This window comes from Streptosporangium sp. NPDC005286 (assembly GCF_040607515.1).
Classification (GTDB): Bacteria; Actinomycetota; Actinomycetes; order Streptosporangiales; family Streptosporangiaceae; genus Streptosporangium.
Map to the genome: position 1 here is coordinate 1 of NZ_JBEXGU010000095.1, position 13,256 is coordinate 13,256.

The following is a 13,256-nucleotide window of genomic DNA, read 5'->3' on the forward strand; positions in this document are numbered from 1 at the left end:
CCCCGGCCGAAGGTCCCCGGTCCCGTCGACGGGACCGGGGACCTTCGGCCGGGGATCGGGTGCCGGGCCCCGGAGGGCCCGGCAGGTGATCACTTGCCGGTGGCTCTGTGGATGCCGTGTGCCGTGGAACGGTCGATCGCGGCCTTGACCACACCGAAGATCGCTCCCTGGATGGCAGCCGCCACGAGAACCTCTCGCCAGCCGTACTCATCCGATGTCGCCTGGGGCGCGTCGTCCTTGCCCGACGCGAACTTCCAGACCTGCTTGAAGACTGCTCCGGCGATCGCGCCACCGAGCATTCCACTCGCGGCGCTCACACTGCGGGATACGACCCTGCTCAACGTCTCGCCCTCCGTTCGATTGACCGGAAGACACGCCTGCCCTTCCGGACCGGTACCTGACTCACACGACACTCACACGACCGGGGGGTCGTTGTAGTGCCGCTCCTCGTAGACGCGACGATGAGCGACCGGGTCCTCGACCACGGTGGTGGCCGTCGAGTCCGCCACCGCCCGGCGGGCGATGCTGAGCCGGTACACGGCGAACAGGAGCCATGCGAGACCGCCGATCATCAGGATGACACCGACGACGTTGATGTCGAACCCGGCGATGTCGAATTCGACCGCCCAGGTGAGAATGGCGCCGAGCATGATGAGAATGATGCCGCCTGCGATGGTCATGGGATCTCCTCCTTCGAGCCAACGCATCCCCCCTATCCCCCACACGGCTCCCAAACGTCACCCGGCGGAGACAGCTGCCGACCACGGCATCCCAATGGACGTCACGGGCCTGACGACTTCGGAAAAGTCGTCAGGCCCGTGAGTTCTCGGCGAAGAATCGGTTACTGGGCGGGCAGGACCGCACCCTTGTACTTGTCCTCGATGAACTTCTTGACCTCGGGGCCGGCCAGGAGCTCGGCGAGCTTCTTGATCCGGGGGTCGTCCACCTTGGCCGGGACGGTGACCAGGCCGTTGGCGTACGGGTTGCCCTCGCCCTTCTCCAGGAGCAGGGAGTCGGTCGCGGGCTGCAGCCCGGCCTCCAGGGCGTAGTTGCCGTTGACGATCGCGGCGTCCACGTCCTCCAGGGAGCGGGGCAGCTGGGCGGCCTCAAGGGGCCTGAACTCCAGCTTCTTGGGGTTGTCGGCGACGTCGCGCTCGGTGGCCTTGACGCCGACCCCCTCCTTGAGGGTGATCAGGCCGTTGTCGGCCAGCAGCTTGAGCGAACGGCCGAGGTTGCTCGCGTCGTTGGGCACGGCCACCTGGGCGCCCTCGGCGAGCTCGGAGACGTTCTTGATCTTCTTGGAGTACAGGCCGAGCGGCTCGATGTGGACCGGGGCGACCCAGCTGAGCTGGATGTTCTTGCCCTTGGAGAACTCCTCCAGATACGGGATGTGCTGGAAGTAGTTCGCGTCCAGGTTGCCCTCGTCGAGCTGGGTGTTGGGCTGGACGTAGTCGGTGAACTCGACGATCTCCAGGTTCAGCCCGGCGCCGGCGGCGAGGTTGTCCTTGACGTACTTGAGCACCTCGCCGTGGGGTACGGGGTTGACCCCGACCTTGAGCGGGGCATCGGCCTTCGGCGTGCCGTCGGCCGGTTGGGCCGTGTCGGTGGACGCCCCCCCGCATCCGGCCAGGGTCCCGGCCAGGATCAGTCCGGCCACGATCCCAAATATCTTGCGCATGATTCTCCCCTAATTCCCCTTACAGCTGGTAGGAAATATCTCACAGAAACGGGGAAAGGGACAAATCCTTACTTGTCACGCAAAGCCAACATCTGGGCGATCTGCGCTGTACGCGAGACATCGACGCGTTTCGCCATCTCGGTGACCTTGGTGTGCAGCCCGGTCGCGACCTCCACCTTGGCCATCTGGGAGGCGTCGTCCTGCTGGGCGATGAGCATGTCGAGGAACCTTCGCTCGAACTCGGCCGGGGGCGCCGCGATGAGCGCCGCCACCTCCTCATCGCTCACCCCGGGCATCCCGCCGTGCGCGGCGTGCTCGTCGTCCGGCGCCGTCGCGGGCTGCCCCCAGGCGGCCAGCAGGCCGGACATGGTGCTGGACTCGCGCTCCTGGGTCACCCCGATCGCCTCGGCGAGCTCGGAGACCTCGGGGCGGACCTGCCGCTCCCGTGCCAGCCGCACCAGCCGCACCACCTGCGCGTTGTGCGGCACCATCATCTGCAGGAACATCACGTCGGGGGCGTTGAAGGCGACCCCCTCGGCGGTACCCGTCGGCGGGGCGGGCGACGGGCTGGGCATCCCCTGACCCGCGCCGTGCCCATCGTGCGCGTCATGATCAGAACTCTGGTCGGCACTCTGGTCGGCATTCTGGGCGGCGGCGCCGTGCCCCGCGTGACCGGATGCGCCGCCCCGAAGCTCCTGGATGCTGTGGGCACCGCAGCCCGCGAGCAGCAGGACGCCCAGTACGACCACCGGGACCGCACGTCTCATCGAATACCTCCAGGCTGGAGACCCCGGACTCTGGCCCCGGGGGAGGAAGCGCGGCACGGTGCCGCGTGGTTCGGCGTGGTGCTCGGTGTGCTGTTCGGTGGCGGCCAGGACCGGGCCTCGTACGCGCGGCGCCCTCCCCGCCGGGCCGGCGGACCGGTGCGGGACCTCAGGGGAGAACGCCCGGCCGGGACGGCTCGTCCCGGCCGGACGTCAACGGGTCAGACGCGCTGCCAGAGAGCCGGCACGTTCGGCGGCTCCCAGCCCGCCAGCGCGGTGTGCGCCTGCAGGCACCGGTAGGTCACGCCCCCGTAGGTCACCGTGGCGCCCGCCGCGTAGGCGGTGCCCGCCTGCCAGGTACCGCCCGGCTGGCTCGTCGGGGTGACGGTCGGGGTCGGAGTCGGGGTCGGGGTGGGGGTCACCGTCGGGGTCGGCGTGGGGCTGGGATTGCCTCCCCCGCCGAAGTTCACGTCCGAGCAGGTGTAGAAGGCCTCGGTGCTGCCCACGATGCGCTGCCAGATCGAGAAGATGAGCTGACGGCCGCTCCGCTGCGGGAGGTTGATCGTCCAGTTGGTGAACGTGCTGGGGTTCTGGTTGGTGAAGGTCCTGATGTGCTCCAGATCCGACCAGCGCAGCGGCTGGGTCGGGTTCCAGCTCTGCTTGGTGATGTAGAACTCGAAGTTGCTGTTCGCATGCGGCGCGGTCGCGTGGTAGGTGACCGTCAGCGGTCCCGGGGAGACCGAGGTGGCGGGCCAGTCGGCCCTGGTGAGGTTGAGCCCCCGGTACTTGTCGCGCCCGGCACCGCAGAGCTGGCCGTCGGGAATGATCTGGCGATGGTTACCGCCGGCTTCGAGCCGGGACACCTCGTGCCAGTCGTAGAAGGCCTGGGTGCCTCCGGCCGCGACGGCCGCCTTGCACGCGTCGGACTTGGGGGTCTCCGGGCCCTCCGTCTTGCAGACGTAGGCCCGGCTGGGCGGGTTCGACATGGAACCGTGGGCGACCGCCGCGGTGGACGGCAGCAGCGCGAGCAGGGACCCTACGCTGAGCGCCGCGGCGGCACCGGTGGCCACCTTGTGTCGTAGATGCACGTGGACTCCTCCTGGGTTGGGGAATGGAGGCAGGACATGTCCAACGAGCCGACGGATAGCACGTTATTAACAAGAAACCTTACTAAAAGTCCGTCCCATAATGCCAGTCGAACGAGGATACAGATCCCTGACCAGCACGATCCCAAGCCCCCGGCGGGTGGGTCCCGCGCACCGGGAGGACGAGCCCGCCCTTGGTGAGCCTCGGCCCGCGACCGGCGGGCCCCCGCCCGATCGCACCCCCACTCCCCGGAAGCCTGAGCCTCGGTCCACGACCTCGCCCCTGCCCTGCCCGGTCCAGCTCCCGGAGGCGCCCCTGCCTCCCCCCGGAAGCCCCGGCTTCAGTCCATGACCAGCACGACCTTGCCCCTGCCATGCCTGGTCCCAAGCTCGCGATGCGCGTCCGCGGCCCGCTCCAGCGGGTAGGTGCCGCGCACCGGGAAGACGAACCTGCCCTCGGCGTACAGGGCGGCGAGCTCGGCGAGGCGGGACGCCAGCCGCTCCCCCCTGGTCCGCTGCGCCCCCAGCTCGGCGGCCCTGCCGTGCTCGACGAGGGTGAGGAGGCGCTCCCCCTTCACCAGCTCCAGGGAGATGTCGAACGCCTCACCGCCCGCGCCGTCCAGCACCATGTCCACCCCGCCGGGCGCCAGGTCGCGGACCCGCTCCAGCAGGCCCTCGCCGTACGCGACCGGGATCGCGCCGAGCTCGCGCAGGTAGTCGTGGTTCTCCTCGCGCGCGGTGCCGATCACCGTGGCCCCCCAGAGCCGGCCGAGCTGGACCGCGGCGGTGCCGACCGCGCCCGCGGCGGCGTGCACCAGGAGCGTGTCGCCCTCCCCCACCCCGAGCTGCCGCAGCGCCATGTGGGCCGTCTGGGTCCCGGCGGTGAAACCGCCCGCCACCTCCCAGGGCATGTTCACAGGCTTGGGCGTGACGTTCCCCGCGGGCACGACCACGTACTCGGCATAGGCGTTGAGCAGGGTGAAGCCCAGCACCTCGGCCCCGGCCGAGACCCCCGCCACCCCCGCTCCCACCTGGTCGACGACCCCGGAGAACTCGTTGCCGGGCACCCGGGGCAGCTCCCCGTCCACTCCCGGCGGAGTCCACCCCTCCCTGATCGCCAGGTCGAACGGCTGCACGCCCGCGGCCCTGACCCGCACCCGTACCTGCCCCTCGCCCGCCTCGGGCGTGGGAAGCTCCGTCACCCGCAGTACCTCGGGACCGCCGAACTCGAAAAAAGCAGCTGCCTTCACAGGGTTCCCCTCCACTCGTGTACGCCGCCGCCCAGCCTGCAACCTCAAGCATGATTGAGGTCAACTCATGCGCTCCGGATCCCGGCGCGCAGGGGGCCACCGTCCGTGTCCTGGAGCGCCTTGACCAGGCGACCGGGGTCGCGCAGGTGCTCCAGGACCTCCAGGCAGGCGAACCGGTCGAAGATCCGCGGCGGCTGCAACGTCTCCTCCGGCCGGTCGCTACTCGGTGGGGGTGGGCCAGAGCAGGTCAGGCTCGCTCGGCGCGCTGTAGTTCACCCCGGGCACGTCGAAGCCGTACAGGCGGCGCACCTCGCCGGTGAACCAGTCGATATCGGCCAGGTCGCCGATGCTGTCGGGGGCGACGGCCTCCCACCGCTCGGTCACCTGCTCCTGGATGAGCGGGTGCAACTCCCACCCGTCCAGGCGGATGCGCCTCTGGTCGTCGAGGTCGAGCGCCTGGGCACCGGTGAGCCGGTCCCACAGCTCAACGGACTGCTGAAGCGGGGACTGCATGGCCTCGCCGAGGGCGCCCCGCAGGAGGCTGACGTACAGGGCGATGCCGGGGATCGCGGTGGATGCCTGGGTGACGGCGGCGCCGTTGACCGATGTCATGGCCCGCCCGCCGACCTCGGCCAAGCCGCCGTTCAGTGTGAGCGCGGTCTCCTCCAGGTGGGCCTTGGCCGCACCGATGGTCCCGTCCCGGTAGATCGGCGCGGTCAGGTGCGAGCCGATGTAGGACAGGGCCACGGTGGTGAACCCCGGGCGCAGCAGGCCACGGCCGGCCAGGGCGTCAACCCACAGGGCCCAGTCCTCGCCGCCCATGACCTTGATGGTGTCGGCCCGCTCGGTGTCGCTACCCGGTTCGACCCAGATCTCCTTCAGCGCCGGTTCGTCTCCGCTGACGTCCAGGGTCTTGGTGCTGTACCCCGCCCCGAGGGACTGGATCACCGACTGGTGTGTCTGCCCGGTGACAGGGTCGGTGCGCCGAGGTGCGGCGACGCTGTAGATCAGGTAGTCGATGCCGCCGAACCGTGCGGCGAGCAGGTCGAGTACCTGCTCCTTGGTGGTGTCGGCGAAGGCGTCGCCGTTGACGAACGACCAGTCGCGGCCGGCCTTGGCCGCGAGTTCGGCGGTCGCGATGGTGCGGTACCAGCCCGCGGTGGCCGTGCGACGCTCGGTGGGCGGGCGCTCGAAGCACAAGCCGACACCGTCGAGGCCGTAACGACGGATTCCCGCGATCGTGGCCGCCATCCCGTAGCCGGCGCTGGAGCCGATGATCAGGGCGACCGGGCGGCGCTCGGCCTTCTTGTCGGGGATCGCGGGGGCGACGCGATCCCACATGTCGCCGACGATCTTCTCGCATCCGGCGGGATGGGAGTCGAACAGCAGGAACCCGCGCCCGCGGGGTTCGATGAGTCGTTCCGTCATCGTGTGCCTATCTGGTCGGGCCCGCGGGCGGGTCGGAGCCCGCGAGACGCTGAATGATCCTGATGAGGTCGCCGACCGGGTGGGCCTGGCCGGTGTCCTCATCCGGGATGGTCACCTGGAACCGCTTTTCGAGGTCTCGAATCAGCTCCAGCAGCGAGAGGCTATCGAGGCCCAGGTCATTCCACAGGTCCAGACTCGGATCGGCGCAGTCGCGTGGCGCACGTCCGGCAGCCTTGGCGACCGCAGCCACCACCGCCTGCCGCAGTGCGATCTCGTCAGCCACGGCTGCCTCCGGCCGCGCCGGTGCGTGACCACAGGGCGTTGGTGGGCACGAACGGCAACGCCGGACCTCCGGGGCCGCGTTCGCCGGTGCGCTACTTCAGGGAGATGGGTCCGCGCGGCGAAGTACGCGAGCCCGGCGGGCCGGGACGTCAGGCGATCCGATCCAGGTCCGCCGGCCGGACGGTGCCGCGGAGCGGAAGGCCCCGCGCCAGCCGCTCGACCTCGGCGACCGCGAACTCGCCCAGGCGGCGCAGCTCCCTGCCCCTGGCTCCGCTGAGGTGCGGGGTGACCAGGACGTTCGGCAGGGCGAGCAGCGGATGCCCGAGGGGCAGCGGCTCGGGATCGGTCACGTCGAGGACGGCGCCGATGCGACCGGTGGCGCAGTGCCGTACCAGGGCGTCGGTGTCGATCAGGGAGCCCCGGGCGGTGTTCACCAGCACCGCGCCGTCGCGCAGCAGCGCGAGGCGGCGCTCATCGAGCAGCCCGCGGGTCTCCGGCAGCGCGGGGGCGTGCACGGTGACCAGCTCGGCCTCGCGGCAGAGATCGTCGAGCGGCACCGGCCTGGCCCCCAGGGCCGCCGCCTGGGCGGGGCTGATGTACGGGTCGCTGAGCAGGACGTGCGCGCCGTGGTCGCGGAGCCGCTCCATCACCAGCCGCCCGACCCGGGAGGCGCCGATGACGCCGACCACCGCTCCGATCAGGCCGCCGCCCTCGCTCGGCGTCGCCACTCCGGGCAGCGGGTCGCCCGACCAGCCCCGCGTGGAGTACGCGCGCGCCTTGACGATCACCTGTTTGGCGGCCAGTACGAGCATCGCCAGGGTGAACTCGGCCACCGGCAGCGCGTTGGCCTCGGCCGCCGAGGAGACCGCGACGCCCCTGTCGAAAACCTCGGCGGTGAGGTGCCCCTTGACGCTGCCCGCGGCGTGCACGACCGCCCGCAGTCGTGGAGCCGCGGCCAGCACGTCCGCGTCGATCCTCGGACACCCCCAGCCGGTGATCAGGATCTCCACGTCGAGCGGCCCGTCGAAGGATTCGATCACTCGCTCGTCCACCCGCGTCACCAGCGACAGCCGGTGCCGCAGGTCGGGGGGGAAGAGCTCGGGCAGTAGCCGGGGCTGCATGGCGAACGCCGCGGCGGTGGTCATCGGACGGTTACCGGCCGGATCGAGCCGCGGACCACGATGTGGGTGCCGGGTGTCGCCGGGCCTCCCGTGACCCTGCCGGGCACCGGCCGCACCGCCGTCCTGCCGATCCAGGACACCTGAACCACCTCCTGTCTCTCACCCGGATGATCGCCGACCCGAGGGGCCGGCGATCACCCGGTACGTGTGGCTGCCGCTGCGGTTCCCAGCGGCACGATGATGAGCCGTCCAACGCCGGGCAACCGGCCGTCAACGGATTCCCACCTGTCGAACCTGCGAAACCGGTGAGATCCGCGGGAATCCTGGCTCCTAGCTGCCGTGGACCTCCATCTCCCACAGGGAGTAGCCCCAGACGGTGGCGCGCTGCGTGCCGTACACCCGCACGTATCTGGCGCCCGCCGCCGCGAAGGTGATGTCGTCCACACCGCCGTCACTCGCGGTCGTGGAGTGGACCTGCGACCACGTCGTGCCATTGGTCGAGGTCTCGATCCGGTAGGACTTCCCGTACGCCGCCTCCCACTGCAACCTCACCCGGCTGACCTGCCTGACCGAACCCAGGTCCACCGAGATCCACTGCGGGTCGGAGAACGCCGACGACCACCGCGTCCCGAGATTGCCGTCCACCGCGTTGCTCCCGCCGAACGACCCGTTCTCCGTGGAGGAGACGGTGACCGGACGCCCCGACGACAGCAGCACGCTCCCCGGGGGCACCGTGGGAGTCGGCGTGGGAGTGGGGGCGGTGCCGCAGTCGGCGGGGGCGACCCCGGCCGCGTAGCGGAGCCCGCCGTACAGGTGCGCCCGGAAGTTCGGCTCGGTGTAGGACTCGATGGTGTGACCGAGTCCGGTGTACCAGGCCCGGCCGCCCTGGTACGGCCTGCACCAGGCGATCGGGTGGTCCGCCCCCATCGACCCGCCGGAGTAGGTCGACTCGTCCAGCGTGGCCAGCACGTGGGCGGCGGAGCGAGGGTTGGTGCGGTAGTTGTACAGCTCGTCGGTGCGCACCCAGGTCGCCGGCAGGTGGGCCGTCGAGGGGTGCGTGCGGTCCTCCACCCGTACGGTCGCCCGCTGGATGGCCGGATGGGAGGAGAAGTAGGCGCCGACGAGGCCGCCGTAGAAGGCCCAGTCGTACTCGGTGTCGGCGGCCGAGTGGACGCCCACGTATCCGCCGCCGCCCGCGATGTAGGACTCGAACGCCGTCTGCTGCGCGGCGTTCAGCACGTCGCCGGTGGTCAGCAGGAAGACCACCGCCCGGTATCCGGCCAGGTTGGCCGTGCTGAAGGCGGCGGCGTCCTCGGTGGCGTCGACGGTGAAGCCGTTCTCGGCCGCCAGCCCGCGCAGCGCGGTGATGCCCGCGGGGATGGCGTCGTGCCGGAACCCCGCGGTCTTGGAGAAGACGAGCACCTTGTAGGCCGGGTCCGCTGCCATGGCCGGCGCCCCCAATCCGATCGTGACGACGAGCAGCGCGGTGATGACCGCGATGACATTACGCACCGTAGACCTCCATCTCCCACAGGGAGTAGCCCCAGACAGTGGCACGCTGCGTGCCGTAGACCCGCACGTGGCGGGCACCGACCGCCGCGAAGGTGATGTCGTCCACACCGCCGTCACTCGCGGTCGTGGAGTGGACCTGCGACCACGTCGTGCCATTGGTCGAGGTCTCGATCCGGTAGGACTTCCCGTACGCCGCCTCCCACTGCAACCTCACCCGGCTGACCTGCCTGACCGAACCCAGGTCCACCGAGATCCACTGCGGATCGGAGAACGCCGACGACCACCGCGTCCCCAGGTTGCCGTCCACCACGTTGCCCGCCGCGAATCCGGCGCCCTCCGTCGAGGAGGCGGTGACCGGACGTCCCGACGACAGCAGCGTCCCGGTGGGCGGCTGCGTCCCGGTGGTCAGGGTGAAGTCGTCCACGTCGAACAGCGCGCCCGCGCCCCCGGCGAAGACCAGGAAGAGCTTGGTCGTGCCGGCCGGGGCACCCGTCAGGTTGGCGGAGACGTCGACGAACGTATCCCAGCCGCCCGTCGGCGCCACGGTGGCGGTGCCCAGCAGCGTCCCGGTCGCCGAGCCGGCCCTGACCTGGATGGTCCCGCCGGCTCCGGCGGAGGAGACCCGGGCGGTGATCTTGGAGACTCCGGCCAGGACGTAGGGGTCGAAGGCGATCCAGTCCCCGTTCTCGATGTTGCCGACGGTCTTCGCGCCGTGCGCGGTCGGCTTGTCGAACAGGGCGACGCCCTGGGAGGTGGTGTAGTGCTCGGCCTGCCGGTTCTTCGGCTGGGTGACGTGCTGGGCATGGGTGGTGAGGCCGCCGGAGTCGGTGTACTCGGCGTCCCAGACGCCGAACAGGTTGGCGGCCCCGTCGTGCTCGCCGTTGGCGGGGGTCTGGATGGTGCCCGAGCAGCCGTTGGCCGTGGCGAGCGGGTGGCCGTGGGTGTCGTGACCGAGGATGTAGGTCATCTTCACCTTCGCGCAGTCGATCGTCGTGTCCTCCGGATCGGTGACGGTGACCCGGTACGGCACGGCGTCGCCGAAGCCGAACACCTGCCCGTTGAGCGGGAGGTCGATCCGCACCGTGGGCGCGGTGTTGCCGACGTTGATCTCGACGTTGGCCGTCGCGGTCAGGCCCGTGCTGTCCCTGACGGTCAGCGTGGCCGTACGGGTGCCGTCGGTCGTGTAGGTGTGGGTGGGGTTGGCGGCGGTGGAGGTGCCGCCGTCACCGAACGCCCAGGAGTAGGTGAGCGCGTCGCCGTCCGGGTCGGAGCTGCCCGCCGAGGAGAACGCCACGGTCAGCGGCGCCTTCCCCGAGACGCGGTCCGCCGACGCCTTGGCGATGGGCGCCCGCCCGCCGGTCCCGATGTGCTCGATGCGGTACAGGGCCGAGTGCTCGTTGCCGTTGAACCAGCCGGTCCCGTAGTCGAGCACGTAGAGGGCGCCGTCCGGGCCGAAGGCCATGTCCATCACCAGCGTGCCCGACCAGGGGAAGGGCTGGATGGTGCCCCGGCTGCCGTCCGCGTTGACCTCGATGTCCTTGATCCACTGCCGCTGGAGCTCACCGGCGAGGAAGTGCCCGTCGAGCGACTGCGGGAACTTGATCGGTGAGTTCAGCGCGGCGGAGTAGCGGTAGACGACACCGCCCATCGGCGACTCCGCGCCGCAGCCGAACTCCGGCAGCGAGCAGCCGTCGTAGGTGATCCAGGCGGCCTTGGCCGGGGGCAGCTTGACCTGGCCGGTGTTGTTGCGCGAGGTGTTCTCAGGACCGCCCGCGCAGTCGTACTTGGCACCGACCGTCGCGGTCGCGTAGTTGTAGCGGGCGTAGGTCTCGGCGGGGGTGTTGTTGCCCGTGCAGTATGGCCACCCGTAGAAGCCCGGCCCGGTGATCCGGTCGAACTCGACCTGGCCGCCCGGCCCCCTGGCGCCGGCGGTGCCCGCGTCGGGGCCGTAGTCGCCGAGGTAGACCACGCCGGTGGCCTTGTCGACGCTCATCCGGAACGGGTTGCGGAAGCCCATCGCGTAGATCTCCGGCCGGGTGTTCGCCGTTCCCGGGGGGAACATGTTCCCGGCCGGGATCGAGTACGACCCGTCGGCGTTGACCTTGATGCGGAGCACCTTGCCGCGCAGGTCGTTGGTGTTGGCGGCGCCCCGCTGCGCGTCGAGTGCGGGGTTGCGGCCCGCCCTGTCGTCGAGTGGCGCGTAGCCGTCGTTGAAACCGGGCTCGGTGTCGTCGCCGGTGGTGAGGTAGAGGTTGCCCGCGGCGTCGAAGTCGATGTCACCGCCGACGTGGCAGCAGAAACCCCGGCTCGTCTTCACCTCCAGGACGCTTTTCTCGCTCGCGACGTCGAGCGTGCCGTCGGTGTTCAGCCTGAAGCGCGACAGCCGGTTGACGCCGTCGAAGCGCGCGATGTCGGCCGCGGTGCCGTCGAGCGGGGCGTTGCCCGGGGGCGTGGAGAGCGGCGGCGCGTAGTAGAGGTAGACGAACCGGTTCGAGGAGAAGCCGGGATCGATGCCGACGCCCTGCATGCCCTCCTCGTCGTTGAAGTAGACGGGGATCTTGCCCGACACCTTGGTGGTCCCCGCGGCGTCGGTGATCCGGATCGTGCCGTCGCGGGCGGTGTGCAGGACCGAGCGGTCCGGCAGCACCGCCATGGACATGGGCTCTCCCACCTCGGCGACCCCCTTGGCCAGCGTGACCTGCTGGAACCTGGCGGGATCGACGGGCGGGGCGGCCTGGGCCGCGACCCGGGCGGTGGCGGTGGCCGGGAGGGGGTGCAGGAGTGCGGTCAGGGTCAGGAGAGCGGTCAGGGGCGGTAACCATCGGCGGAGCGAGGCCATGGCGAGACTCCAGGTCTCTGTGGAGGGGGGTGGACCGGTGGTCAGGGTCTCGGGTTCTGTACTGCTGGGCGCTGACGGATGTGAGGGAGCGCTCTCCCACCACGAGATTGCTCTCGCTTACCAAAACTTGTCAAGAGGCTGATTAACCTGGTTGAAACGGCTCTCATACTTCCAGGTAACCGCCCGCGTGTTTGAGGGAACGCTCCCTGAGGCCGGTTTTGTAACGTGCCAGTGGCCGGTGAGCTGGGACCTTTGGTACAGCTCGACGCGGCGGTACCACCCGCGGTCGACGCCGAGCGGAGGGGCCGTGCCGGCCGCTCGGGAAGGTGGGCAACCGGCCTCGCCCAAGAGCAGGGGCGCACTTCTGTCCGGATGCGGACATGGTGACAACCGGATAACTTCGTAGTACGTCTTCCCAAATGCCACGTTTGTCGCAATGGGAGTCGCCTTGCGCGTCCGATCCGTTCTCTCCGTCACCGTCCTGGCCGGCGGCCTGGTTCTCTTCCTCCAGCCGGCCGGCGCCGCCGTCAGCGAGGTGCGGCAGAGCTCGGCTGTCATCACCGACGTCGTGGAGTACCAGTGCACCACCACCGGCGCGACCGAGAAACAGAACATCAAGGTCAAGGTCGAGATGACGATGCCGGCCGCCGCCACGACGGGTGAGCAGATGAGCATCGGCTGGCAGGGGACCTACGCCGACGGCACCGGGCTGAAGGCACCCGCGACGGGACTGACCGCCGACACCAGCCTGTACGCGTACGCGTCCATCAGCGGGCTCACCGGACTGACCTCCGCCACCGGGGTGGGTACGCCCGGTACGGTCGACGCGAACCAGGTCATCCCGCTGCCGACGGCCCCGGTCAGCCTGAGTACGACCTCGTCCAACGCGGGTACGGCGACGGTGCGGCCGGCCGCCCTGAACTTCGGGACCGCCACCAACGCGCCGTCGATCAAGTGTGCGGTCCAGAACCAGGCCACCCTGACCACCCACCCCCTCACGGTCACCGCAGCCGACCAGACGGGGACGGAGACCGGAACCGATACGGGTACGGAGCCGGAGACAGAGCCGGAGACCGGTGGGAACGGCAGGGTGCAACAGACCCCGTCGGGGCCCGCCGCGACCGGGGGCGGCGGTGAGCGCGGGCCCGACGGGCGGATGTTCCTGCTGACCGGCTCCCTGCTCATCCTCACCGCCACCACCGGGCTCCTGCTGCGACGCCGCGCCTGGAGATGACCCGGCACTCGGCCCCGTCGAGGCGACGGCCCGGCCCTGACCGTTTCAAACACCGGAACCATG

General features: G+C 70.3%; 13 protein-coding genes. 1 reads left to right on the forward strand and 12 read right to left on the reverse strand.

Translation table 11 applies throughout. From position 1 onward, the window contains the following. Nucleotides 1-89 precede the first annotated feature (89 nt). The 12 genes from ABZU75_RS28760 to ABZU75_RS28815 all read right to left on the reverse strand — a co-directional run bounded on the left by ABZU75_RS28760 (nt 90) and on the right by ABZU75_RS28815 (nt 11,959). Complete coding sequence (locus ABZU75_RS28760) at nt 90-341, reverse strand: DUF4235 domain-containing protein (RefSeq protein ID WP_355560626.1); 252 nt, start codon at nt 339-341, stop codon at nt 90-92. Between the two features lie 72 nt (nt 342-413). Then, complete coding sequence (locus tag ABZU75_RS28765) at nt 414-680, reverse strand: DUF6458 family protein (RefSeq protein WP_030913064.1); 267 nt, start codon at nt 678-680, stop codon at nt 414-416. A gap of 161 nt (nt 681-841) precedes the next feature. Beyond that, a complete protein-coding gene (locus tag ABZU75_RS28770; RefSeq protein ID WP_355560629.1) occupies nt 842-1,678 on the reverse strand; it encodes a MetQ/NlpA family ABC transporter substrate-binding protein in 837 nt (278 codons plus the stop codon). 68 nt (nt 1,679-1,746) lie between these two features. Continuing rightward, nucleotides 1,747-2,445 (reverse strand): DUF305 domain-containing protein, encoded by a 699-nt coding sequence (locus ABZU75_RS28775; RefSeq protein WP_355560632.1) that lies wholly within the window; start codon nt 2,443-2,445, stop codon nt 1,747-1,749. Between the two features lie 218 nt (nt 2,446-2,663). Next, nucleotides 2,664-3,530 (reverse strand): lytic polysaccharide monooxygenase, encoded by an 867-nt coding sequence (locus ABZU75_RS28780; RefSeq protein ID WP_355560635.1) that lies wholly within the window; start codon nt 3,528-3,530, stop codon nt 2,664-2,666. A gap of 338 nt (nt 3,531-3,868) precedes the next feature. Further along, nucleotides 3,869-4,777 (reverse strand): NADP-dependent oxidoreductase, encoded by a 909-nt coding sequence (locus tag ABZU75_RS28785; RefSeq protein WP_355560638.1) that lies wholly within the window; start codon nt 4,775-4,777, stop codon nt 3,869-3,871. Nucleotides 4,778-4,842: 65 nt separating this feature from the next. Further along, on the reverse strand, nt 4,843-4,977 hold the full coding sequence (locus ABZU75_RS28790) for a hypothetical protein (RefSeq protein ID WP_355560641.1): 135 nt from the start codon (nt 4,975-4,977) through the stop codon (nt 4,843-4,845). 19 nt (nt 4,978-4,996) lie between these two features. Next, a complete protein-coding gene (gene fabV / locus ABZU75_RS28795) occupies nt 4,997-6,205 on the reverse strand; it encodes an enoyl-[acyl-carrier-protein] reductase FabV (RefSeq protein WP_355560643.1) in 1,209 nt (402 codons plus the stop codon). Nucleotides 6,206-6,212: 7 nt separating this feature from the next. Further along, nucleotides 6,213-6,488, reverse strand: a complete 276-nt coding sequence (locus tag ABZU75_RS28800; RefSeq protein ID WP_355560646.1) for a phosphopantetheine-binding protein — start codon at nt 6,486-6,488, stop codon at nt 6,213-6,215. Nucleotides 6,489-6,636: 148 nt separating this feature from the next. Continuing rightward, complete coding sequence (locus ABZU75_RS28805) at nt 6,637-7,632, reverse strand: hydroxyacid dehydrogenase (RefSeq protein ID WP_355560649.1); 996 nt, start codon at nt 7,630-7,632, stop codon at nt 6,637-6,639. A gap of 306 nt (nt 7,633-7,938) precedes the next feature. After that, a complete protein-coding gene (locus tag ABZU75_RS28810) occupies nt 7,939-9,120 on the reverse strand; it encodes a ThuA domain-containing protein (RefSeq protein ID WP_355560652.1) in 1,182 nt (393 codons plus the stop codon). Then, complete coding sequence (locus ABZU75_RS28815; RefSeq protein ID WP_355560655.1) at nt 9,113-11,959, reverse strand: PQQ-dependent sugar dehydrogenase; 2,847 nt, start codon at nt 11,957-11,959, stop codon at nt 9,113-9,115. The genes ABZU75_RS28810 and ABZU75_RS28815 overlap by 8 nt, the downstream gene beginning before the upstream one ends. 448 nt (nt 11,960-12,407) lie before the next feature. Between ABZU75_RS28815 and ABZU75_RS28820 the strand changes: the two genes are divergently transcribed. After that, complete coding sequence (locus ABZU75_RS28820; protein WP_355560658.1) at nt 12,408-13,193, forward strand: hypothetical protein; 786 nt, start codon at nt 12,408-12,410, stop codon at nt 13,191-13,193. Nucleotides 13,194-13,256: the final 63 nt, after the last annotated feature.